Consider the following 21,849-nt stretch of genomic DNA (forward strand, 5'->3'; position numbering starts at 1 on the left):
ACGAAGTGACGCGGATCAGGTCGAGTAGGCGCTGTTCTCGTGAACGTAGTCGGCCGTCAGGTCGTTGGTCCACAGCGTGGCGCCCGCCGTACCGGCGTTGAGGTTCGCGGTGACGACGACCTCGCGGCCCTTCATGTCCACCAGGTCGCGGTCCTCGCCCACGCCGCCGGCCCTGCAGACCCAGACGCCGTTGATGGCGACGTCCAGCTCGTTCGGGTCGAAGGCGGCGGAGGTGGTGCCGATCGCGGCCAGCACCCGGCCCCAGTTCGGGTCCTCGCCGTGGATGGCGCACTTGAGCAGGTTGTTGCGGCTGATCGTCCGGGCGACCTCGACCGCCTCGTCCTCGGTGGCGGCGCCGGTGACGTCGATCCGGATCTCCTTGCTCGCGCCCTCCGCGTCGCCGATCAGCTGGCGGGCCAGGTCGGCGCTGACCGTGCGGACGGCCTCGGCGAACTCGGCCTGCTCCGGGGTGGTGCCGGAGGCGGCGGAGGCCAGCAGCAGCACGGTGTCGTTGGTCGACATGCAGCCGTCGGAGTCGATCCGGTCGAAGGTGGTGCGGGTGGCGCCGCGCAGCGCGGCGTCCAGGGCGGCGCTGTCCAGGTCGGCGTCGGTGGTGAGGACGACCAGCATGGTGGCGAGGCTCGGGGCGAGCATGCCCGCGCCCTTGGCCATGCCGCCGACCGTCCAGCCGGCCGGGCTGGTGTACTGGGCGGTCTTGTGCACCGTGTCGGTGGTCTTGATGGCGATCGCGGCGGCCTCGCCGCCGTCCTCGCCGAGCTCGCCGGCGGCCAGGGCGACCCCGGGGAGCAGGATGTCCATCGGCAGCCGTACCCCGATCAGGCCGGTGGAGGCGACGGCGACCTCGCCCGCGCCGAGGCCCAGCTCCGCGGCGACCTTCTCCGCGGTGGCGTGGGTGTCCTGGAAGCCGAGCGGGCCGGTGCAGGCGTTGGCGCCACCGGAGTTGAGGACGACCGCGGAGACCCGGCCGCCCTTGAGGACCTGCTCGGACCAGAGCACCGGCGCGGCCTTGACCCGGTTGGCGGTGAAGACGCCGGCGGCCGCGAGCGAGGGGCCGTCGTTGACCACCAGGGCGAGGTCGGGAGTGCCGGAAGCCTTGATGCCGGCGGTCACACCGGCGGCGCGGAAGCCCTTGGCTGCGGTCACTCCGACGTTGGTGGTCGTGCTCACGGTGCGACTCCGTTCACGGGAAGGCCGAGCTCCTCGGGCAGGCCGAGGGCGATGTTCATGCTCTGCACCGCGCCGCCGGCGGTGCCCTTGACCAGGTTGTCGATCGCGCTGATCGCGATGATCCGCCCGGCGGCGGCGTCCAGGGCGACCTGGACCAGGGCGGTGTTGGCGCCGTAGACGCTGCTGGTCTGCGGCCACTGCCCCTCGGGCAGCAGGTGGACGAAGGGCTCGTCCGCGAACGCCTCGGTGTAGGCGGCGCGCAGGCTCTGCGCCGTCACCCCCGGCCGGGCCTTGGCCGAGCAGGTGGCGAGGATGCCGCGCGGCATCGGGACGAGGGTGGGGGTGAAGGAGACGGAGACCGGCTCGCCCGCGAGCGGGGTGAGGTTCTGCGCCATCTCCGGGGTGTGCCGGTGGACGCCGCCGACGCCGTACGGGCTGACGCTGCCCATCACCTCACTGCCCAGCAGGTGCGGCTTGGCGGCCTTGCCGGCGCCGGAGGTGCCGGAGGCGGCGACCACCACGGCCTCCGGCTCGGCGAGCTGCGCGGCGTAGGCGGGGAACAGCGCCAGGGAGACGGCCGTCGGGTAGCAGCCGGGCACGGCGATCCGGTTGCTGCCCTTCAGCGCGGCGCGGTGGCCGGGGAGTTCGGGCAGGCCGTAGGGCCAGGTGCCGGCGTGCGCGGAGCCGTAGAACTGCTCCCAGTCGGCGGCGGCCCTGAGCCGGAAGTCGGCGCCGCAGTCGATCACCAGGACGTTCGGGCCGAGCTCCTCGGCGACCGCGGCGGACTGGCCGTGCGGCAGCGCCAGGAACACCACGTCGTGGTCGGCCAGCACCTCGGGGGTGGTGGCCTCCAGGACGCGGTCGGCGAGCGGGAGGAGGTGCGGCTGGAGCGCACCCAGTCTGGTGCCCGCGTTCGAGCCGCCGGTCAGCGCCCCGATCTCGATCTCCGGGTGGCCGAGCAGCAGGCGCAGCACCTCGCCGCCCGCGTAACCGCTCGCGCCGGCGACGGCGACTCGCAATGCCATGGCGTTCCTCCTTAGTTGTGGCATGAATATACGCGTGACGGAAAATTCATGCAAGGAGTGCGTGCCGGACCCCGCCGGGGCGGGGCGGCCCGGTCAGCGCTTGACGGCCCGCAGCACCACGAACTTGGGGTTACCGGCGACGAGTTGGCAGTTGCCGAAGAGGCGGCGCAGCTTGACGTGGTAGCCGAGGTGGCGATTGCCGACCACCCAGAGTTCCCCGCCGGGCCGCAGCGCCCGCTTGGCGCCGGTGAACATCCGCCAGGCGGTGGCGTCGGTGGTGGCCTGGTGGGAGTGGAACGGCGGGTTGTTGAGCACCAGGTCCACCGAGCCGGCGGCGACCACGTCCGGGGCCAGGGCGTCGGCGGTCAGGAACCCGGCCGGGGCGTCCGGGCCCAGGTTGGTGCGGAAGGTCTCCTCGGCGGAGGCCACCGCCTGGTGCGACTCGTCCACGAAGACCAGCTCCGCGCCGGGCCCGGCCAGCGCGGCGGCCGTACCGACCACCCCGTTGCCGCAGCCGAGGTCCACCACCCGGGCGCCGGGGGCGGGGACGGGCAGGTGGGCCAGGAAGAAGCGGGTGCCGATGTCCAGCCGGTCCGCGCAGAAGGTGCCCGCGTGGTTGACGACCGTACGGCCGGAGGCGGCACCGATGTCCGACGGCAGCGCGTAGCGGTGCGGCCACGGGTTGGGACCGGCGTCGAGCGCCCGGTCCGGGGTGCAGAGGATCAGCCGGGCCTTGCGCACGGCCAGTGAGGTGCGGGTCGGCCCGAGGATCCGCTCGAAGAGCTGGAGCGTGGAGGTGTGGATCTCGGTGACCATGCCGGAGCCGATCACCACGGTGCCCTCGTGGAGCGCGGGGGCGAGCCGGTGCAGCTGGTCCTCCAGCAGGGCCAGGCTCTTGGGGACGCGCACCAGCAGCACGTCGATCCGCTCCGGCGGGGCGTCCCGGGTGGTGAGCAGCCGGGTCTCGTCGACGGCGGCGCCGGCCCGGGCCAGATTGGCCAGGGTGGCCTGCCGGCCGAGGTGGGAGTCGGTGATCTGGACCGGCCGGTACTCGGCGAGCGCGGTGGTCAGCGCGCCCCAGCGGTCGCCGAGGACGGCGACCGTACGGCCGGCCAGCTCCGTCGCGGCGCCGGCCGCGCTGTCGGCCTCGCCCGCCAGGTGGCGCAGCAGGTACTCGTCGGCGGCGTCCCAGGCCCGCAGCCGCTCGCGCGGGTCCACGGGGAAACGGGTGAGCTCGAAGGCGCCCCACGGGGTGGCCAGGGCGGTGTCCGGCGGGGTCGCGGCGGGCGTGGTCTGGGGATTCATCGTGTTCTCAGGCTATCCGACGGCCCCCGGGAGCGATTACGGACGGATACTGGAAGAGCCCGACCGAGAGGGGTGAGGGCGATGGAGTGGAAACTCGAAGTCGTGGTGGTCCCGGTGTCGGACGTGGACCGCTCGAAGCTCTTCTACGAGGAGCAGGCCGGGTTCACCGTCGACCACGACACCCTGCTGCGGGACGGGATCCGGGTGGTCCAGCTGACGCCCCCCGGCTCGCCCTGCTCCATCGTGGTGGGCAAGGGGGTGATCGACTCTCCGCCCGGATCGGTCAAGGGGCTCCAGCTGGTGGTGCCGGACATCGAGAAGGCGCACGCCGAACTGGCGGCGCGGGGCGTGGCGGTCAGCCCGGTCCAGCACTTCGTGGCGGGGGGCCGGGCGAACGGGCACGGCGAGGCGTGGAACAACTTCGTGTTCTTCAACGACCCGGACGGGAACGGCTGGGCGGTCCAGGAGGCGCCGCGCGGCGCCCGGGGCTGACCGGCGGCCGGCCTTGGATAGGCTCCGGGGATGGCTGAACACGAGGGAAGCGTGCGGGTGGACAGCTGGATCTGGTCGGTCCGGCTGGTCAAGACGCGGGCGCTGGCGGCGGCGGCCTGCCGGGCCGGACACGTCAAGGTGAACGGCGAGCGGGCCAAGCCGGCCCAGGCGCTGAAGCCCGGGGACGAGGTGCGGGTCCGTGAGGAGGGCCACGAACGGGTCGTGGTGGTGCAGAAGCTGATCCGCAAGCGGGTCGGCGCCGAGGTCGCGGCGCAGTGCCTGGTCGACAACAGCCCGCCGCGGCCGCCGCGCGAGTTCGTCGCGGCGGCCGGGACGCGGGACCGGGGGGCCGGGCGGCCGACCAAGCGGGAGCGCCGCGAGCTGGACCAGCTGCGCCGGACCTGAGCCGCGCGGGCGCCGAACCGTGCCCGGGCACGGACAGGCCCGGGCACGGAGAGGTACGGGCAGGGACAGGCCCGGGCACGGACAGGCCCGGAACCGTTACACGGCAGCGGTGGCGAGCACCTTGGCGAGGAAGCCGCCGAGGTTGCCCACCGTCCGGTCGATCTGCAGCTCCAGCGGCAGCGACTCGTCGGGCCGGGTGACCAGGGTGGACTTCTTCAGCCCGCGCACGTAGAGGGAGCAGGCGAGGTCGGCGCAGATGTAGGTGCCGACCGTGTTGCCCTCGCGCCCGGCCGCCCCGGCCCGGCGGGCGGCGAGCAGCGCGACCCCGGACCCGGCGTGCGCGGTGATGCACAGCGAGCACACGTTGGTCTTGGTCAGGCTGCGCCGGATCACCGGCGAGCGCAGCGTCAGGCCGACCGTCTCGCCCTGGTACGGCGCCACCAGGTACGCCCGGTCGGGCGCGCCCTGGTCCCGCCAGCCGAGGAAGTCCAGGTGCTCCCAGGGCAGCTCCGCCAGGCCCCGGGGCAGGTTGAGCCGGCGGGCCTCGCCCTTGGAGCAGTTGACGAAGGACGCGCGGATCTCGTTCTCGCTCAGGGGTTCCATGTCGCGGAAGCTAACACCGGCCCGCCCGTCGTGTCGCGCCGATTTTCACCCGGTCCGCACCGGGTGGGCGGCCTGGACGGCGAGCCGCCGCGGGGCGTCCTCGCCGATCCGGGCGAGCAGGTCGTCCAGGGCGAGGAAGGCCTCCCAGCGTTCCTGCCCGCCGGCGGTGGCGAGGCGCTCGACCACCAGGTCCTCCAGGTCCGGGACCCGCTTGTTCTTCCAGGCCTTGTCGGCCAGGCTGACCAGCAGTGACTCGACGGTGACGCCGGGACCGTCCCAGCTCGCGTGGCCGCGGGCGAAGCGGGCGAGGTGCTCGGGGACGCCGCGGGCGAGCAGCAGGGCGTACCCGGCGGGCTCGTGCAGGGAGCCGGGGGCGGAGAGCTCCTCGGGGTGGACGGTCTTGCCGATGTCGTGGGTGGCGGCGCCGTACAGGACGGCCTCGTGGTCGAAGGCCAGGCCCGCGCGGGCGCAGAAGCCGACGATCTCCCCGGCCACTTCGTGCACCAGGGCGAGGTGGGCGACCAGGCGGGGCGGGGCGTCGACGGCCCGCAGCAGTTCGGCGACGCCGGGGGGCAGCGGGGGCAGGTCGGTGGTGGTCACGCCGCAGGGTACCCGCGGCGGTGAGGGACTGTCAGTGGCGGTCCATAGGCTTCGACGGTCCGGTCCCGGCGCAGGAGGGGGCACCGGGACCGGAGCCCGAGGGATGCTCGGGGCTACTTCTTGAAGGCGACACCGGCGTACGCCGAGACGTCCTGCCAGCCCTCGGGGAGTTCGGAGGTGGGCACGTGGCCCGGGACGGGGCGCCAGAGCGGGAGCTGGACGAGCCCGGGGCCGGCGAACTCGAAGTCGCCGAAGAAGGGTTCGACGCCGGACCGCGGGCGCAGCACGAGCGGGGCGCTGGCGCTGCGGTAGATGCGGGTGCCCTCGGAGGCGCTCTCGCGGGAGGCGAAGTCGGGGCTGCCGTGGGAGAGGATCAGCGCGCTGCCCGGGGCGAGCGCGTCGCGCAGGGTGCGGACGATCTGCTGCGCACCCTCCTCGTCGCGGATGAAGTGCAGCACGGCGACCAGCATCAGCGCGACCGGCCGGGAGAGGTCGACGGCGCCGGCCAGCGCGGGGTGGCCGAGGATCGCGGCCGGGTCGCGCAGGTCGGCCTCGATCACCGAGGTGTGCCCGGCGGGGTGGCCGGCCAGCAGGGCGCGGGCGTGGGTGGCGACGATCGGGTCGTTGTCCACGTACACCACCCGGGCGTCCGGGGCGACCCGCTGGGCGACCTCGTTGGTGGAGCCGACCGCCGGGATGCCGGTGCCGATGTCGACGAACTGGCGCACGCCCCGGCTCGCGACGAACTCCACGGCGCGGCCGAGGAACTGCCGGTTGGTGCGGGCCAGCAGCGGCAGCGCGGGGTAGGCGGAGATCGCGGCCTGGGCGGCCTTGCGGTCGGCCTCGAAGTTGTCCTTGCCGCCGAGGTAGTAGTCGTACATCCGGGCGGTGTGCGGGACGCCGGTGTCCAGCTCGCTCGGGGGCTGCCAGTCCTCGGCTCTGGCCCAGTCCCACTCGGTGTCCGTGCTCCGGCCGGTCGCCGCGCCGTCCTCGTACATCCTGTCCGCCCCCAATGCGCAATGCCGGAAGAGTTTGGCCACCGCCGGTCAACTCACGGTGCGCGGTGATCGTATCCAAGGACACACCGCGGAAACAGCGGGAGTTCAGGTTTACGCAACACCCGGTCACAGAGTGTGTGCACGTCAAAGCCGGTGCCGGCACGGTCGGGTCGGATCGCCCGCCGGAGCCGTCCTCTCTATGCTGGCTGCCGATGACTGCCGACCGCCGCACCGTACTGCGCGCCACCGCCCGGATCGCCGCCCTCGCCGCCACCGGCGGCCTGCTCGCCGCGTGCGGCACCGGAACGCTCCGCCGGGCCGACCCGGGGGCACTCGCCGCGCACCCCGGGACCGTGGACCCGCAGCACACCACCGACCCGGCCTGGAACGGCGCGGAGGGCCCTGCCTCCCCCGCGCCCACCGCCCCGGCGGAGCCCGGGCCCGACGGTGGGCCGACCGCCGCCGCGGCCGCCGCCCAGCCCTCCGCCCCGCCGGCCCCGCCCGTGCTGCCGCCGCTCGCGCCCGGCACCCCGGCCGAGGTCGCGTACGGGCCGCGCACCGGGAGGAACGTGGCGCTCACCTTCCACGGCAGCGGCGACCCGAAGCTGGCCACCGCCCTGCTGGAGGCCGCCGAGCAGCGCGGCGCCAAGGTGACCGTGATGGTCGTCGGCAGCTGGCTCGACCAGCAGCCGCAGATGGCCCGGCGGATCCTGGACGGCGGCCACGAGCTGGGCAACCACACCCAGAACCACCTCAACATCTCGGCCATGGCGCCCGACCAGGCTCGCGCCGAGATCGCCCAGTGCGCCGAGCGCCTGCAGCGGCTCACCGGCTCGATCGGCCGCTGGTTCCGCCCCTCCGCCGCGCAGTACGCCACCCCGATGGTGCGCGAGCAGGCCAGGGCGGTCGGGTACGAGCACGTGCTGTCCTTCGACGTCGACCCGCGCGACTACAACGACCCCTCGGCCGCCGAGCTGCAGCGCCGGGTGCTGAACTCGGTGCGCGGCGGCTCGGTGGTGGCGCTGCACATGGGGCACCAGTGCACGGTGGACGCGCTGCCCGGCATCCTGGACGGCCTGGCCAAGGCGGGGCTCAAGCCGGTGACCGCCAGCCAGCTCTGCGCCTGAACGCCCTGGTCAGAGCATCGGGTCGTCGTCCTTGTACGGGCGCAGCCGCAGCGTGCGGGCGTCCGCGGCGCGGATCGCGTCGGCCCGGTTGACCAGTTCCTCCAGGTCGTCCCGGCCGGCGTGGATGAAGCGCCCGTGCAGCCCGTCGAAGCGGCCGCGGGCCGCGTCCACGGTGACCGCGACCATGTACGGGATGGAGCCCCAGTCCGTGGTGCCCTTGAACATCGGCATCCCGGCGGTCATGTCGGTGGCCACCGCGCCCGGGCTGATGTCGAGGACGACGACGCCGTTGCGGGCCAGCGAGTCCGCCATGTTGTCGGAGAGCTGGAGCAGCGCGCCCTTGGAGGTGGCGTACGCGGTGTAGTCGCCGTCCGGGCGCAGCGCGAAGCCGGAATTGAGGTTGATCACCCGGCCGCGCCGGCGGGCGACCATGCCGGGGAGCACGCAGCGCAGCAGGTTGTAGGGGCCGCGCAGGTTGGTCTCGATCACCTGCCACCACTGGTTGGCGTCGGTCTCCCAGAGCGGCACCTCGGCGCGGTCGACCAGGCCGGCGTTGTTGACCAGCAGGTCGATCGGCCCGAGGTCGCGCTCGACCAGCCGGACCGCCTCGCGCACCGAGCCGGGGCGGGTGACGTCGGCGGTCACGGCGACGCCCCGGGCGCCGCGCCTGACGCACTCCTTGAGGGTGTCGGTCAGTGTCTCGTGGGTCCGGCCGACCAGGCCGACGGACATCCCCTCGGCGGCCAGGCCGATGGCGAGTTCCCGGCCGATGCCCCGGCCGGCCCCGGTGATCAGGGCGACCTGTCCTGCGAGCGATCCCGTCGACACCCCGTACTCCCTTCGCGTGCCCGGCCCTGTCCTCTTCCGCCCCCGGCCCCCGTCTGCGGCATTCTGTCGGGCGCCGGGCGGAGCCGGGCCCGGGCACACGGGTCCGGGGTCGCCGCCTCACTCGTTCGGGGGACTCCCGGCCGTGGCACCCTGCCGGGGAGGGGGTGACCTACTGGCCGGTACGGAGTAGTAACGTCGTCGGGGCGGTGACCGGTGCACCCATTCCGGCACACCGGCCCGTTGTCCAGCAGCTCGCTGGGCCACCCGCTGGCTGGGCGACCCCCAGCACCGTCGAAGGGCAACTGAGTGAGTGACATCGCGCGCGTCGGAGTGATCGGCTGCGGCCTGATGGGGTCGGGAATCGCCGAGGTCTTCGCCCGGGCCGGGCTGGACGTCCTGGTGTCGGAGGCCAGCGGTGAGGCGCTGGAGTTCGGCCGCACCCGGCTGACCAACTCCCTGGAGACGGCCGTCAAGCGGGGCAAGCTGACGCCCGAGGAGCGGGACGAGGCGCTGGCCCGGCTGTCCTTCACCGTCGAGCTGTCCGACTTCGCCGACCGCGACCTGGTGGTCGAGGCCGTCGCCGAGCGCGAGGACATCAAGGTCCGGATCTTCGAGACCCTGGACCGGGTGGTCGAGCGCCGCGACGCGATCCTCGCCTCCAACACCTCCTCGATCCCGATCGTGAAGCTGGCCGCCGCCACCAGCCGCCCGGAGCAGGTGATCGGCCTGCACTTCTTCAACCCGGCGCCGGTGCAGAAGCTGGTCGAGGTCATCCCGACCCTGACCACCTCGGCGACCACCACCGAGCGGGTCGAGGCCTTCGCCTCCCAGGTGCTCGGCAAGGAGCCGATCCGCGCCCGTGACCGGGCCGGCTTCGTGGTCAACGCGCTGCTGGTGCCGTACCTGCTGTCCGCGGTGCGGATGTTCGAGACGGGCGTGGCCACCGCCTCGGACATCGACAAGGGCATGGAGGCCGGCTGCGCCCACCCGATGGGCCCGCTGCGGCTGTGCGACCTGATCGGCCTGGACACCATCGTCTCGATCGCCGAGTCGATGTACGACGAGTACAAGGAGCCGCTGTACGCCGCTCCCCCGCTGCTCTCCCGGATGGTCGACGCCGGCCTGCTGGGCCGCAAGTCCGGCCGGGGCTTCTACGACTACACCGCGAGCGCCTGACACCCGCGGCGGGACGGACGGCGGGGCCCGGCGGCCGGTTCACGGCCGCCGGGCCCTTTCGCCTGTCGGGGCGTCAGCTGTTGATGGCGTAGCTGTCGCCGTAGACCTTCCACTTCAGCGGCGGGTTGAGGTCGAAGTTCTTGGCGTTGAGGAAGACCAGCTGCTCGGTGTCGACCCGGCTGGTGTCCGAGTGCGCCTCCTCCTTCTTCATGACCACCTTGCGGGCGTCCAGGAAGGCCTTGAGGTAGGTGGCCTCGTCGCCGCCCTGGGCGGGCGTCCTGGCCTTCTTCATGGCGGCGGCGCGGATGCCGCCGAAGCTGTCCGAGCTGTTGCCCGGGCCGTGCATGACGATGGCGTCGTAGTAGGCGAACTGGCCGAGCGCGCGCAGGCCGTCGCTCTTCGCCTGGTTGACGGCGGGGTTGAAGTACACCCGGTCGCGCTCGTCGTTCTGGGCCTGCTGGAAGACGGTGTCCTTGGCGGCGGTGGCCCAGTCCTTCTCGAAGGCGGAGCCGAGGCCGGCGTGCGATTCGCTGCCGTTGACCTTCTTCAGGGCCGGCAGGTACTTGGCCAGGATGTTGCCGGGCTTGAGGTCGGTGTAGTGCTGGACCAGGTCCAGCATGTCACCGGTGCCGGAGCAGAAGCCGATGATGCCGGCGGTGTAGCCGCGGCCGTCCTTGATGTCCTCGATGTACTTGTACTGGGCCTTCCAGTCCAGCGACGAGTTCTCCGCGCTGGACACCAGCTGCATGGCGATGTCCTTCTTGTGCGGGTCGTCCAGCCCGACCCCCTTGAACTGGACGGCGGCGGCCGGCGACGGGGCGGCCTGGGCCGCCGAGGTGGCCGCGACGGTCAGCGGCGCGGCCACCAGGGCGGCGGCGAGGGCGATGCGGAGGGCACGACGGGGCTGAGGGCGCATGGGACGCTCCGATTCCTCGTGGGTTAGGAAACTTTCCTAACGAGAAAAAGGAAAAGCCCTGACGCCGCACTCCCGCAAGGGTTTTGACGGAACCTCTTCAAGAGATCTTGCGGCCGGGGCTCAGAACGCCCGGCGCCGCACCCACCAGACCGCCGCCGCGCACAGCGCCACCGCGAGCAGGAGCGTCCAGCCGAACTCGATGAACTGGAACGGCCAGAACCTGCTCGCCGGCTGGTACACCTCGTGCGCGGTGTAGCCGCCGTCGCGCACCAGCTCCTGGAGGTGGGCGAAGTCCCCGCCGATGTCGTAGAAGGCGCCGGTCGAGATCCGCTTCCCGGCCGGGTCGGAGAACCAGACGTTCAGCACCCAGCGGTCGTCCAGCGCCATGGGCTTCATGGAGTGCACCGCGTCCTCCAGCGGAGGCAGGTAGTGCGCGCGCACGGAGTGGGCGAGGAACGGCAGCGCCACCGAGGCCAGCAGGCCGGCCCCCACCGCGACCACCGTACGGCGGAGCACCGCACCGGCCAGCACCGCGACCCCGAAGGCCACCAGCACCCGTCCGACCAGCACCGGCGGAGTCTGCACGAAGACCTCCGGGCTGAACCCCCCGACCCGGAGCGTCAGCGGCCCGCTCCACCAGCGCAGCAGCAGTCCGAACAGCACCGCCACGACGGCCAGCACCGCACCGCCCATGACCAGGCCGCCCACCGTCCAGCGGGTCCGCCCGGCGCCCTGGGTCCAGGCGAAACGCACCGTGCCGTACTCGAACTCCCGTGCCAGCAGCGGGCCCCCGAGGAAGGCCCCGAAGGCCCCGCCGAGGACGTAGAACACGGAGTCGAGCGCCAGCAGACCGTCGCCGTACTCGTGCAGGAACTGCTTGTACATGGCCATGCAGGCGTCGGTGGCCGGGTCGCAGGAGGCCGCGCCGGTGCGGGCCAGGCCGTCGTGCAGGTACCAGCCGTGGACCAGCAGCGCGAGGGAGATCGCGGCCATCACCGTCAGCAGGGTCAGCAGCGCGGGCCGGTGCCGCAGCCCGGCCGCCCGCAGGACGGCGGAGCGGGGCGGGGCGAGGGACAGGGAGCTCACGGCAGCAGCACCTTCTCGTTCGGGTGGACGGCCCCGCGCGGGCCGGGGAGGGCGGAGGCGGCCGGCTCGCGCAGGTAGGCGAGCACCAACTCCGTCAGCCCGACGCGCTGTTGGTGCCAGGAGCCGGAGACCGGGGCGTCCACGCCGCCGGTGCGGACCAGCAGGTGGGACTGGGCGCCGGCCCGGCGGTCGCGGACCACCGGCAGCTGCCCGGCCACCCGGTCGGCCTCGGCGGTCGGGCCGGTGAGCATCCGGTGGCCGGCCAGCAGGTCGTCCACCTCCCCCGCGACCTGGACCCGGCCGGCGCCGAGCACCACCAGGTAGTCGCAGCTCTGCTCCAGTTCGTTGACGGCGTGCGAGGAGAACACCACCGACATCCCGTCCTCGGCCACCGCGGTCAGCAGCACGGCCATGAAGTCGTGCCGCGCGAGCGGGTCGAGAGCGGCCAGGGGCTCGTCCAGCAGCAGGAGTTCGGGGCGCTTGGCGAGTGCCAGCGCGAGCGAGACCTGGGCCTGCTGACCGCCGGAGAGGCGGCCGTACTTGCGGTCCAGCGGGATGCCCAGGCCGTCCAGGTGGGTACGGGCCCGGGCGTCGTCCCAGCGGCGGTTGAGGTGACGGCCCATCGCCAGCAGGTCGCGCACGGGCACGCCGGGGTAGAGCGCGGCGTTCTGGGCGACGAAGCCGATCCGGTCCAACGCGCGCGGGGAGCCGGGCAGCTGGTCGCCGAGGACGGTCAGCGCGCCCTCGCTCGGCAGGGTCAGTCCGGCGGCCAGGCTGAGCAGCGTGGTCTTGCCGGCGCCGTTGGGGCCGACCAGGGCCACCACGTGCCCGGCGGGGACGGCGAGCCGGCAGTCCCGCAGCGCCCAGGAGCGCCGGTAGCGCTTGCCGAGCCCGGCGCAGTCGATCACCGTGTCCACGGCCATCAGGCCACCACCCCGTCCCGGTCCTCGCGCAGGTCGCGCAGCGCGTCCTCGAACACCGCGGCCATCCCCTCCTCGTCCAGCCCGGCGGTCCGCGCCGAGCGCATCCAGTCCAGCAGCCCGCGGCGCAGCGCGGCCCGCTCGCGCAGCGGCACCACCCCGGCGGGCAGGCCCCGCACGAAGGTGCCCTGGCCCCGGCGGCCGGCCGCGAGGCCGCGGTGCTCCAGTTCGCGGTACGCCTTGAGCACGGTGTTCGGGTTGATCGCCAGCCCGGCCACCACCTCGCGCACCCGGGGCAGCCGGTCCCCCTCGGTCAACCAGCCCATCCGCAGCGCCTGTTCGACCTGCTGCACGAGCTGCAGGTAGGTCGGGACGCCGGAGGCCGGGTCCAGGCGGAACTCGATCGGGGAGGGCTGGTCGGCATCGTCTTTATCTACTTCCATAGGTAAAGAGATAAACGATGAACCGACGCACCGTCAACCCGGGGAAGTGTCAACCCGAGGAAACGGAAAGGGCCCCGCCCCGGACTCGTGGTCCGGGGCGGGGCCCTCCTGGGTACTACGACCGCGTCAGACGCCGCGCAGCACCGCGCCGGTGCGGGCGACGGCCTCGGCGACGGCCGCCTCGCGGGCGGCGGTCGCCTCGTCGGCGGTCAGGGTGCGGTCGGTCGCGCGGAAGCGCAGCGCGTACGCCAGCGACTTCTTGCCCTCGCCGACCTGCTCACCGGTGAACACGTCGAACAGCCGGATGGCCTCCAGCAGTTCGCCCGCGCCGGAGCGCAGCGCGGCCTCGACCTCGGCGGCCGGGACAGCGGTGTCGACGATCAGCGCGACGTCCTGGGTCGCCACCGGGAAACCGGAGACGGTCGGACCGCCGACCCGCTCGGCACCGTCGGCGGTGAGCAGGTCGATGTCGATCTCCATCGCGGCGGTGCGGGCCGGCAGCCCGAGCGCCTTGACCACCCGCGGGTGCAGCTCACCGGCGTGGCCGACCACCCGGTCGGTGCCGGCCACCAGCAGCTCGGCGCAACGGCCCGGGTGCCACGGGGCCAGCTGGCCCTGCCGGACGGTCAGCTCGATGCCGGCCGCCCGGGCCACCGTGCGGGCCGCCTCGACGGCGTCCGCCCAGGAGGCCTGGGCACCCTTGCCCCACCAGCCCGACGGCAGCCGCTCGCCCGCGAGGGCGACGGCGATCCGGCGCGGCTGGTCCGGCAGCGCGGCGTCCAGCGCGGCCAGCTCCTCGTCGCTGGGCCGGTGGTCGACCGCCGGACGCGGGGCCACGCTCAGCTCGTCCTTGGGCAGGAAGACGGTGCCGGTCTCGAAGATCGCCAGGTCGGTGTTGCCCCGGCCGACGTTGCGGCGCAGCGCGCCGAGCAGGCCCGGCAGCAGCGTGGTGCGCAGCGCCGGCTCCTCGTCGTTCAGCGGGTTGACCAGCTTCACCGTGCGGCGGCGCCGGTCGTCCGCCTCCAGGCCGAGCGCCTCGAAGGCGGTCTCGCCGAGGAACGGGTAGTTGTTGACCTCGACGTAGCCGGCCCCGGCCAGCGCGACGCCGATCCGGCGGTGCACCCGCTGGGCCTCGGTCAGGCCCTTGCCCGGGGGAACGTCGGGCATCCGGGCGGGGACGTTGTCGTAGCCCTCCAGCCGGATGACCTCCTCCGCGAGGTCGTACGGGTCGGTGAGGTCCGGGCGCCAGGTCGGCGGGGTGACCTCCAGGACGTCGGCGCCGGAGACCGAGCAGCCGATCTCCTGCAGGCGCCGGGTGACGGTCTCGCGGCCGTACCCGGTGCCGGCCACCCGGTCGGGCAGGTCGGCGGCGATGGTGATGGTGCGCACCGGGTGCGGGGCCGCGATGTCGGTGACCCCGGCCTCGGCGGTGCCGCCGGCGATCAGGACCAGCAGGTCGACGGCGCGCTGCGCGGCTGCACGGGCGGCCTCCGGGTCGACGCCGCGCTCGAAGCGCTTGGACGCCTCGGAGGGCAGCTTGTGCCGCTTGGCGCTGCGGGCGATGGCGACCGCGTCGAAGTGCGCCGCCTCGATGATCACCTCGGTGGTGCCCGGCCCCGCGGCCGGGTCGAGGATCTCGGTGGAAGCGCCGCCCATCACACCGGCCAGGCCGATCGGGCCGCTGTTGTCGCAGATCAGCAGGTCCTCGGCGGAGAGCTTGCGCTCGACCCCGTCGAGGGTGGTGAGGCTCTCGCCCTGCTCCGCCCGGCGGACCGTGATCGGGCCCGACACGCGCTGCTTGTCGTAGGCGTGCAGCGGCTGGCCGACCTCCAGCATCACGTAGTTGGTGATGTCGACGGTCAGCGAGATCGGGCGGATGCCCGACTTCTGGAGCCGGCGCTGCAGCCAGATCGGGGACTTGGCGTTCGGGTCGACGCCGACGACCGTACGGGCCACGAAGCGGTCGCAGCCGGCCTGGTCGTTGACCTTCACCAGGTAGCCGAAGGAGTTCGCCGGCGGCACGTCGAGCAGCGCCGGGTCGGCCAGCGGCAGCCCGTACGCGGCGGCGGCCTCACGGGCCACGCCGCGCATGGACAGGCAGTAGCCGCGGTCCGGGGTGACGGCGATGTCGAGCACCTCGTCGACGAGCTGGAGCAGCTCGATGGCGTCGGTGCCGGGCTCGAACTCCGGCGGGAGCACGATGATGCCGTCGTGGTCGTCGCCCATGCCCAGCTCGCGGGCGGAGCAGATCATGCCGGCCGAGGTGTGGCCGTAGGTCTTGCGGGCCGCGATCGGGAACGGGCCGGGCAGCACGGCGCCCGGGAGCACGACCACGACCTTGTCGCCGACGGCGAAGTTGGTCGCACCGCAGACGATCTCCTGCGGCTCGCCGGTGCCGTTGGCGTCGCCGACGTTCACGAAGCAGTGCCGGATCGGCTTCTTGAAGCCGGACAGCTCCTCGATGGAGAGCACCTCGCCGACCACCAGCGGACCCTTGAGGTCCGTGCCGATCTGCTCGACGGTCTCGACCTCCAGGCCGGCCCGGACCAGGCGCTCCGCGACGTCACGGCCGGTCTCGCCGGCCGGCAGGTCGACGTACTCGCGCAGCCAGGAAAGCGGGACGCGCATCAGATCTCCATCCCGAACGGGAGGGTGAAGCGGACGTCACCCTCGACCATGTCGCGCATGTCGGCGACGTTGTGACGATTCATCAGGATCCGCTCCAGGCCCAGGCCGAAGGCGAAGCCGCTGTAGCGGTTGGGGTCGACGCCGCAGGCGACCAGCACCCGCGGGTTGACCACGCCGCAGCCGCCGAGCTCGATCCAGCCCTCGGAGGAACAGGTCCGGCACGGCCGGTCCGGGTTGCCGACGCTCGCACCCCGGCACACGAAGCACTGGAGGTCGATCTCCGCGCTCGGCTCGGTGAACGGGAAGTAGGACGGGCGCCAGCGCAGCTCCAGGCCGCCACCGATCAGCTTCTCGACCAGCACCTCGATGGTGCCCTTGAGGTCGGCGAAGGTGATGCCCTCGTCCACCGCGAGGCCCTCGACCTGCCGGAAGACCGGGGTGTGGGTGGCGTCCAGCTCGTCGGTCCGGTAGACCCGGCCCGGGCAGACCACGTAGACCGGGGGCTCGCGGTCGAGCATGGTGCGGGCCTGGACCGGGGAGGTCTGGGTGCGCAGCACCACGCCGGAGTCGGCGGAGCCGTCCGGGGCCTGGACGAAGAAGGTGTCCTGCATCGAGCGGGCCGGGTGGTCCGGGCCCAGGTTGAGGGCGTCGAAGTTGAGCCACTCGGCCTCGACCTCGGGGCCCTCCGCGACCTGGTAGCCCATCGCGACGAAGGTGTCCTCGATGCGCTCGGCCATGGTGGTCAGCGGGTGCCGGGCGCCGCGCGGGGCGCGGTCGTACGGCAGCGTGACGTCCACCGCCTCCTCGACCAGCACGCGGGCGTCGCGCTCCGCCTCCAGCTCGGCCTGCCGCTTGGCGAGGGCCTGGTTGACCGCCCCGCGGGCCTGGCCGATCAGCTTTCCGGCCGCCGCCTTCGCGTGCGGGGGCAGAGCGCCGATCTCGCGATTGGCGAGCGAGAGCGCGGAGCGGTCGCCGGTGTGGGCGACCTTGGCCTGCTTCAGTTCGTCCAGGGAGCCGGCGGCGGCGAACGCGGCGATCGCCTCGTCCCGCGCCTGCTCCACCACCTCGGGCTTGAGGGCCTCGACCTCGACCGGGTCGTACGACTTGTTGGGTGCCGACATCTCTATCTTTCCCGTGCTCCTGCTCGTCCGTGCTCAAGGTCTTTGGGCCAACGCCAAAGGTCGAGTGTAGTCGCAGCGGGTATCACCGCTGCCGCGAAGCCCGTCCGGGGAGACGACGTCCGACCTGCTCGGGAACTCCGAGCATGCGGTGCGCCTGCCGCGCATGCTCTGTCAGAGCATGCCGTGCTCGTCGTTCATGCTCTTTCAGAGCATGCCGTGCTCGTCGTTCATGCTCTTTCAGAGCATGCCGTGCTCGTCGTTCATGCTCTTTCAGAGCATGAAGTCGGGCACCCCGGCGGGCAGGATGAATCGGAACCGGGCGCCGCCGCCGGGCGCGCGGTCGACGCGGATCGAGCCGCCGTGGGCCTCCACGATGCCCTTGACGATGTAGAGTCCCAGGCCCGTGCCGCCGCGCTTGGAGCCGCGCCAGAAGCGGGTGAAGACGCGGGGCATCGATTCCTCGGGGATGCCGCTGCCTTCGTCGCTCACGGTGACCGCTGTGCCTTCCACGATGCGGGGCGGGGTGCCGCTGCGCTCCCAGACGGGCGCCTCGACGACCTCCTTGGCCGGTGCCACCTCGATGGTGACAGTTCCCTCGCCGTGCCGCACCGCGTTTTCCAGCAGGTTGGCCAGCACCTGGTCGACCTTGTCCGGGTCGGCCCACAGGACGGTCAGCGGTTCGCCGATCCGGATGTCGAAGCGGTCCTCGGGGATGCCGGTGGCGACCTTGCGCTCGACGTGCCGGCGCACCGCCGCGGCCAGGTCGACCACCTGCTTGCGCAGCTCCAGCCGGCCGGAGTCGATCCGGGAGATGTCCAGCAGCTCGGCGATCAGCCGGGTGACCCGGTCGGCGTCCGCGTCCACGGTCTCCAGCATCAGCCGCTTCTGCCCGTCGGTGAACCGCTCCCACTTGGCCAGCAGCGTCGCCGTGAAGCCCTTGACGCTGGTCAGCGGGGAGCGCAGCTCGTGCGCCACGGTGGCGATCAGCTCGGCGTGGCTGCGCTCGGTGCGGCGCCGGGCCTCGGTGCCGCGCAGGGCGATCACCAGGCGCTCCAGCGGCCCGCCCGGCGCGCTGCGCACGTACCGGGCGGAGACCAGCACCTCGCGCCCCCCGGGCAGCAGCAGGTTGCGCTCCGGCTGGCGGGTGCGGGTGGCCAGACCGCCGTACGGGTCGGTCAGCGGCCACCAGCGGCGGCCGTCCAGGTCCTCCAGCGGGAGGACGTCCTCCAGTCCGCTGCCGAGCGCGGCCTGCGGGAGCACGCCGGTGAGCCGGGCCGCGGCCCGGTTGAAGCAGACCACCCGGCCCAGCGCGTCGGCGACCACCAGGCCGTCCGGCAGGTCGTCCGGGTCGAGCTCGGGTCCGCTGCCGACCATGGGTTGCCTCCCCGATTACCCACCGTGCCGTTCCCCCCACCGAGGCAGACCCTAGCGCCTCCCAGGCCCGTGCAGTAGGGCTTGCCGCGTGGATCCTGACGCGCCCCCGGGTGCGTCAGGCGTTCGAGCGGCAGCCGCCGGGCGAGCGCTGGGCGCGCGCGGAGGCGTACAGGCAGACCGCCGCCGCGGTGGCCAGGTTGAGGCTCTCGGCGTGGCCGTGGATCGGGACGCGCACGACCTCGTCGGTGAGCGCGCGGGTCTCCTCCGGAAGCCCCCAGGCCTCGTTGCCGAACACCCATGCGCCGGGCGCCCCCAGGGTGCCCTCGTCGAGCTCCTGGTCCAGGTCGCGCTCCCCCGCGCCGTCCGCGGCGAGCACCCGGACGCCGGCCTCGCGCAGCCTGCCGACGGCCTCCTCGACCGGCACCCCGACCGCCACCGGCAGGTGGAACAGGCTGCCCACGGAGGCCCGGACGGCCTTCGGGTTGTAGAGGTCCACGGAGGCGTCGGTGAGCACCACGGCGTCCGCCCCGGCCGCGTCGGCGGTGCGCAGCACCGTGCCGGCGTTCCCGGGGTCGCGCACGTGGGCGAGGATCGCGACCAGCTTCGGACGGGCCTTGAGCACCTCGGCGAACGGGGTGTCGATGAAGCGGCAGAGCGCCACGATGCCCTGCGGCGTCACCGTGTCGCAGATCTCGGCGATCACCTCGTCGGTGGCGGTCAGCACCGGCAGTCCCTCGACCAGGGCGGCCTCGACGATGCCGGCGTGCCGCTCGGCGGCCTCCGGGGTCGCGTAGACCTCGACCACGGCGTGCTCGCCGCTGCCCGGCAGCCTGCCGAAGGCGATGGCCTCCCGGACGGCCTGCGGGCCCTCGGCCAGGAAGCGGCGCTCCTTGGTGCGCTGGTTGCGCTTGGCCAGCCGGCGGGCGGCCACGACGCGCGGCGAGTGCAGGGAGGTCAGCAGGGGGGTGTCGGTGCTCGGCATGGTCTCGTTCTCCGGAGGCGCTGAAGGAGGGGGAAAAGCAGGACCGGACCCGCAGGCGAGCCTGCGGGTCCGGTCAGAGCTCAACCGATCTCGGAAGATCAGGCGGCGTCGGCGGCGGCCTTCGGGGCGTTCACGTCGGCCGGCAGCGCCTTCTGGGCGACCTCGACCAGGGAGGCGAACGCACCCGGGTCGTTGACGGCCAGGTCGGCCAGCATCTTGCGGTCGATCTCGACGCTGGCGGCCTTCAGGCCCTGCACGAAGCGGTTGTAGGTGATGCCGTTGGCACGGGCCGCAGCGTTGATGCGCTGGATCCACAGCTGACGGAAGTCGCCCTTGCGCTTCTTGCGGTCGTTGAAGTTGTAGACCAGCGAGTGGGTGACCTGCTCCTTGGCCTTGCGGTACAGGCGCGAACGCTGGCCACGGTAGCCGCTGGCGCGCTCCAGGATGACCCGGCGCTTCTTGTGGGCGTTGACTGCCCGCTTGACGCGTGCCACTTGATTACTCCTTGGGTTGGACCACGGACTACTTCACGTGGTCCGTCATTCGAATGGGTCGGGAAGGATCAGCTGCCCCGCTCGCGGCTCGCGCCGGGCGGGAGGGCGATCACTTGCCGAGAAGCTTCTTGATCTTCTTGGCGTCAGCGGGGGCCAGCTCGACGGTCCCGGCCAGCTTGCGGGTCAGCGTCGAGGGCTTGTGCTCCAGGAGGTGGCGGCGGCCGGCGCGCTCGCGCAGCACCTTGCCAGAGCCACTGATCTTGAAGCGCTTGCTGGCGCCACTGTGCGTCTTCTGCTTCGGCATTTCGCCGTATCTCCTCGTCAGTCCCGTCCGCGCCCGCGCGACGTGCGCCGCGCGGGCGTGAACTGGATGGATCTGCGGTGACCGGGCGGGCCGCCCCGTCACCCTGGGGGCCGGTCTCCCGGGCCTCCTGGCCGGTGAGGGCTCAGGCGCCCTGGGAGGCGGCCGGCTGCTCGACCGGAGCGTCGGCCTCGACGGCCGGCGCCTCGGCCGGGGCGTCCTGCGCCTCGGTCGTGACGTCCTCGTCCTCGGTCACGACGTCCTCGACGTCCTCGACCTCGGTCACGACGTCCTCGTCCTCGATGTCCGCAGCGGCGTCGGAGCCGGCGGTGCGGCCCTGACGCTCGGCCTTGCGGGCGTCCGCGAGGGCGCGGGCCTCGGCCATCGCCTCGGTCTTCTTCTTGTGCGGGCCAAGGACCATGATCATGTTACGGCCGTCCTGCTTGGGCGAGGACTCCACGAAGCCCAGGTCCTGGACGTCGTCGGCGAGCCGCTGAAGCAGACGGAAGCCCAGCTCGGGGCGGGACTGCTCACGACCGCGGAACATGATCGTGATCTTGACCTTGTCGCCCTGCTTGAGGAACCGGACGACGTGACCCTTCTTGGTGTCATAGTCGTGCGGGTCGATCTTCGGCCGGAGCTTCATCTCCTTGATGACCGTGTGCGCCTGGTTCTTGCGCGCCTCACGGGCCTTCATGGCCGACTCGTACTTGAACTTGCCGTAGTCCATGAGCTTGCACACCGGCGGCCGGGCGGTCGCCGCGACCTCGACCAGGTCGAGGTCGTACTCCTGCGCGAGCTCCAGCGCCTTGGCAAGCGGCACGATGCCGACCTGCTCGCCGCTGGGACCGACGAGTCGCACCTCGGGGACGCGAATCCGGTCGTTGATGCGGGGCTCGGTGCTGATGGGGCCTCCTCGGTTGCACCTTCTGCGATGCGGCCGTCGGACGGCGGTCGCACGTAGTGGACTCGACCACTGGGCGGGGCTTCATTCGTGCTGCGCTGTCCGGTACGTACACCGCCACACGAAAAAAGCCCCGCTCGGTACAAGCGGGGCTCCACACAACCGGGGGCGACGCCCGGTGAGGGGCGCTGCGGCGACTCGGCGCCAGTGGCGCCCGTCGCGGACCGGGACCCGTCGACCCTGAGGCCGACCAGGTGGGAGACTTTCGCGGTTGCCCTCTCGGGCCTCCTCAGTGGAGCCTCCACTTGCTGGCCGAGTGCCCATACGGGATCCCGGCCGGTCAGTCTCGAAGCTTACAGCGTCGGGGGGGCGAACGCTATTCCGCCCCTCCGCGCGGCCTCCTCCCGGCGCGGGGAACGGCCGCCTCCCGGCGCGGATACGGCCGCGTCCTGGTACCGAAGGGGCCCTTGTACGCTCCATGGGTACGGACAGACCGACACGATGGAACGAGCCCACCTTGAGCAGCGAGCCCACCCAGAACCCCGGCGCGGACGACGACGCGATCGGCTTCGACGACCTCACCCGCGACATCGCCGAGGTCCCGGCCGTCGAGGTGATCACCACCGTCGCGGTGCACCTGATGAGCGCCGCCGCCGTCAAGTGCGGTCTCGCCGAGGGCGGCGACAAGGACAAGGACCTGGACGAGGCCCGCAAGCTGATCACCGCACTGGCCGGGCTGGTCACCGCCGGCGCCCCGGAGATCAGCAACTTCCACGCCGCGCCGCTGCGCGACGGGCTGCGCTCGCTCCAGCTCGCCTTCCGCGAGGCCTCGATCGTCCCGGACGCCCCGGGCGCGGGCCCGGGCGAGAAGTTCACCGGGCCGGTCTACTCCTGAGACCGCTCGCGGGAGGTCCGGCACGCGCGTGCCGGACC

The 21,849-nt window shown here is 72.9% G+C and carries 23 protein-coding genes; 5 read left to right on the forward strand and 18 right to left on the reverse strand.

Annotation, left to right across the window (positions count from 1 at the left end):
- Nucleotides 1-15: 15 nt before the first annotated feature.
- The 3 genes from argJ to ACFVHV_RS21400 form a co-directional block, all read right to left on the reverse strand.
- Nucleotides 16-1,188, reverse strand: a complete 1,173-nt coding sequence (gene argJ / locus ACFVHV_RS21390; protein ID WP_359905967.1) for a bifunctional glutamate N-acetyltransferase/amino-acid acetyltransferase ArgJ — start codon at nt 1,186-1,188, stop codon at nt 16-18.
- Complete coding sequence (argC, locus tag ACFVHV_RS21395; protein ID WP_359905964.1) at nt 1,185-2,213, reverse strand: N-acetyl-gamma-glutamyl-phosphate reductase; 1,029 nt, start codon at nt 2,211-2,213, stop codon at nt 1,185-1,187. Before argC ends, argJ begins: the two co-directional genes overlap by 4 nt.
- Nucleotides 2,214-2,306: 93 nt before the next feature.
- Complete coding sequence (locus ACFVHV_RS21400; protein WP_359906020.1) at nt 2,307-3,473, reverse strand: methyltransferase; 1,167 nt, start codon at nt 3,471-3,473, stop codon at nt 2,307-2,309.
- 126 nt (nt 3,474-3,599) lie between these two features.
- Here ACFVHV_RS21400 and ACFVHV_RS21405 point away from each other — a divergent pair, with 126 nt between their 5' ends.
- Together ACFVHV_RS21405 and ACFVHV_RS21410 are read left to right on the forward strand one after the other, a co-directional pair.
- A complete protein-coding gene (locus ACFVHV_RS21405) occupies nt 3,600-4,010 on the forward strand; it encodes a VOC family protein (protein ID WP_359905961.1) in 411 nt (136 codons plus the stop codon).
- 30 nt (nt 4,011-4,040) lie between these two features.
- Complete coding sequence (locus ACFVHV_RS21410; protein WP_359905959.1) at nt 4,041-4,415, forward strand: S4 domain-containing protein; 375 nt, start codon at nt 4,041-4,043, stop codon at nt 4,413-4,415.
- Nucleotides 4,416-4,511: 96 nt separating this feature from the next.
- Here the strand turns inward: ACFVHV_RS21410 and ACFVHV_RS21415 are convergent, their stop codons facing one another.
- From ACFVHV_RS21415 to ACFVHV_RS21425, 3 genes are all read right to left on the reverse strand, one after another.
- On the reverse strand, nt 4,512-5,018 hold the full coding sequence (locus ACFVHV_RS21415) for an FBP domain-containing protein (RefSeq protein ID WP_359905956.1): 507 nt from the start codon (nt 5,016-5,018) through the stop codon (nt 4,512-4,514).
- A gap of 45 nt (nt 5,019-5,063) precedes the next feature.
- The gene (locus ACFVHV_RS21420; RefSeq protein ID WP_380352718.1) at nt 5,064-5,618 is read right to left on the reverse strand and encodes an HD domain-containing protein; all 555 of its coding nucleotides are present in this window, start codon (nt 5,616-5,618) and stop codon (nt 5,064-5,066) included.
- A 113-nt stretch (nt 5,619-5,731) separates the two neighbouring features.
- On the reverse strand, nt 5,732-6,616 hold the full coding sequence (locus ACFVHV_RS21425) for an SAM-dependent methyltransferase (protein WP_359905950.1): 885 nt from the start codon (nt 6,614-6,616) through the stop codon (nt 5,732-5,734).
- Nucleotides 6,617-6,828: 212 nt separating this feature from the next.
- Here ACFVHV_RS21425 and ACFVHV_RS21430 point away from each other — a divergent pair, with 212 nt between their 5' ends.
- A complete protein-coding gene (locus ACFVHV_RS21430; protein WP_359905947.1) occupies nt 6,829-7,743 on the forward strand; it encodes a polysaccharide deacetylase family protein in 915 nt (304 codons plus the stop codon).
- Nucleotides 7,744-7,752: 9 nt separating this feature from the next.
- Here the strand turns inward: ACFVHV_RS21430 and ACFVHV_RS21435 are convergent, their stop codons facing one another.
- The gene (locus tag ACFVHV_RS21435; RefSeq protein ID WP_380352720.1) at nt 7,753-8,571 is read right to left on the reverse strand and encodes an SDR family NAD(P)-dependent oxidoreductase; all 819 of its coding nucleotides are present in this window, start codon (nt 8,569-8,571) and stop codon (nt 7,753-7,755) included.
- A gap of 306 nt (nt 8,572-8,877) precedes the next feature.
- Between ACFVHV_RS21435 and ACFVHV_RS21440 the strand changes: the two genes are divergently transcribed.
- Nucleotides 8,878-9,747: a 3-hydroxybutyryl-CoA dehydrogenase gene (locus tag ACFVHV_RS21440; protein WP_359905942.1), complete on the forward strand. Its 870-nt coding sequence runs from the start codon at nt 8,878-8,880 to the stop codon at nt 9,745-9,747.
- Between the two features lie 73 nt (nt 9,748-9,820).
- Here ACFVHV_RS21440 and ACFVHV_RS21445 read toward each other — a convergent pair whose 3' ends face one another.
- From ACFVHV_RS21445 to infC, 11 genes are all read right to left on the reverse strand, one after another.
- Entirely contained in the window at nt 9,821-10,663 is an 843-nt protein-coding gene (locus ACFVHV_RS21445) for a chitosanase (protein WP_359905939.1), read from the reverse strand.
- Between the two features lie 120 nt (nt 10,664-10,783).
- Nucleotides 10,784-11,749 (reverse strand): hypothetical protein, encoded by a 966-nt coding sequence (locus ACFVHV_RS21450; RefSeq protein WP_359905936.1) that lies wholly within the window; start codon nt 11,747-11,749, stop codon nt 10,784-10,786.
- Nucleotides 11,746-12,672: an ABC transporter ATP-binding protein gene (locus ACFVHV_RS21455; protein ID WP_359905933.1), complete on the reverse strand. Its 927-nt coding sequence runs from the start codon at nt 12,670-12,672 to the stop codon at nt 11,746-11,748. Before ACFVHV_RS21455 ends, ACFVHV_RS21450 begins: the two co-directional genes overlap by 4 nt.
- Nucleotides 12,672-13,112 carry a GntR family transcriptional regulator gene (locus ACFVHV_RS21460; RefSeq protein ID WP_359905930.1) on the reverse strand — a complete coding sequence of 147 codons (441 nt, stop codon included), beginning with the start codon at nt 13,110-13,112 and terminating at the stop codon, nt 12,672-12,674. The genes ACFVHV_RS21455 and ACFVHV_RS21460 overlap by 1 nt, the downstream gene beginning before the upstream one ends.
- Nucleotides 13,113-13,238: 126 nt before the next feature.
- On the reverse strand, nt 13,239-15,740 hold the full coding sequence (gene pheT, locus ACFVHV_RS21465; protein WP_359905927.1) for a phenylalanine--tRNA ligase subunit beta: 2,502 nt from the start codon (nt 15,738-15,740) through the stop codon (nt 13,239-13,241).
- Nucleotides 15,740-16,861 carry a phenylalanine--tRNA ligase subunit alpha gene (gene pheS, locus ACFVHV_RS21470; RefSeq protein ID WP_188299334.1) on the reverse strand — a complete coding sequence of 374 codons (1,122 nt, stop codon included), beginning with the start codon at nt 16,859-16,861 and terminating at the stop codon, nt 15,740-15,742. Before pheS ends, pheT begins: the two co-directional genes overlap by 1 nt.
- 270 nt (nt 16,862-17,131) lie before the next feature.
- Nucleotides 17,132-18,235, reverse strand: coding sequence for an ATP-binding protein (locus ACFVHV_RS21475; RefSeq protein WP_359905924.1), 1,104 nt, complete (start codon nt 18,233-18,235; stop codon nt 17,132-17,134).
- Between the two features lie 115 nt (nt 18,236-18,350).
- The gene (locus tag ACFVHV_RS21480) at nt 18,351-19,217 is read right to left on the reverse strand and encodes a TrmH family RNA methyltransferase (protein ID WP_380352723.1); all 867 of its coding nucleotides are present in this window, start codon (nt 19,215-19,217) and stop codon (nt 18,351-18,353) included.
- Between the two features lie 98 nt (nt 19,218-19,315).
- Nucleotides 19,316-19,711: a 50S ribosomal protein L20 gene (gene rplT, locus ACFVHV_RS21485; RefSeq protein WP_030055649.1), complete on the reverse strand. Its 396-nt coding sequence runs from the start codon at nt 19,709-19,711 to the stop codon at nt 19,316-19,318.
- A gap of 109 nt (nt 19,712-19,820) precedes the next feature.
- A complete protein-coding gene (gene rpmI, locus ACFVHV_RS21490) occupies nt 19,821-20,015 on the reverse strand; it encodes a 50S ribosomal protein L35 (protein ID WP_030055648.1) in 195 nt (64 codons plus the stop codon).
- Between the two features lie 142 nt (nt 20,016-20,157).
- Nucleotides 20,158-20,919, reverse strand: coding sequence for a translation initiation factor IF-3 (infC, locus tag ACFVHV_RS21495; RefSeq protein WP_359906017.1), 762 nt, complete (start codon nt 20,917-20,919; stop codon nt 20,158-20,160).
- 475 nt (nt 20,920-21,394) lie between these two features.
- Here infC and ACFVHV_RS21500 point away from each other — a divergent pair, with 475 nt between their 5' ends.
- On the forward strand, nt 21,395-21,811 hold the full coding sequence (locus tag ACFVHV_RS21500; RefSeq protein ID WP_380352725.1) for a DUF1844 domain-containing protein: 417 nt from the start codon (nt 21,395-21,397) through the stop codon (nt 21,809-21,811).
- Nucleotides 21,812-21,849 lie beyond the last annotated feature (38 nt).

Source organism: Kitasatospora sp. NPDC127116 (genome assembly GCF_042677365.1).
GTDB classification, from domain to species: Bacteria; Actinomycetota; Actinomycetes; order Streptomycetales; family Streptomycetaceae; genus Kitasatospora; species Kitasatospora lactacystinica.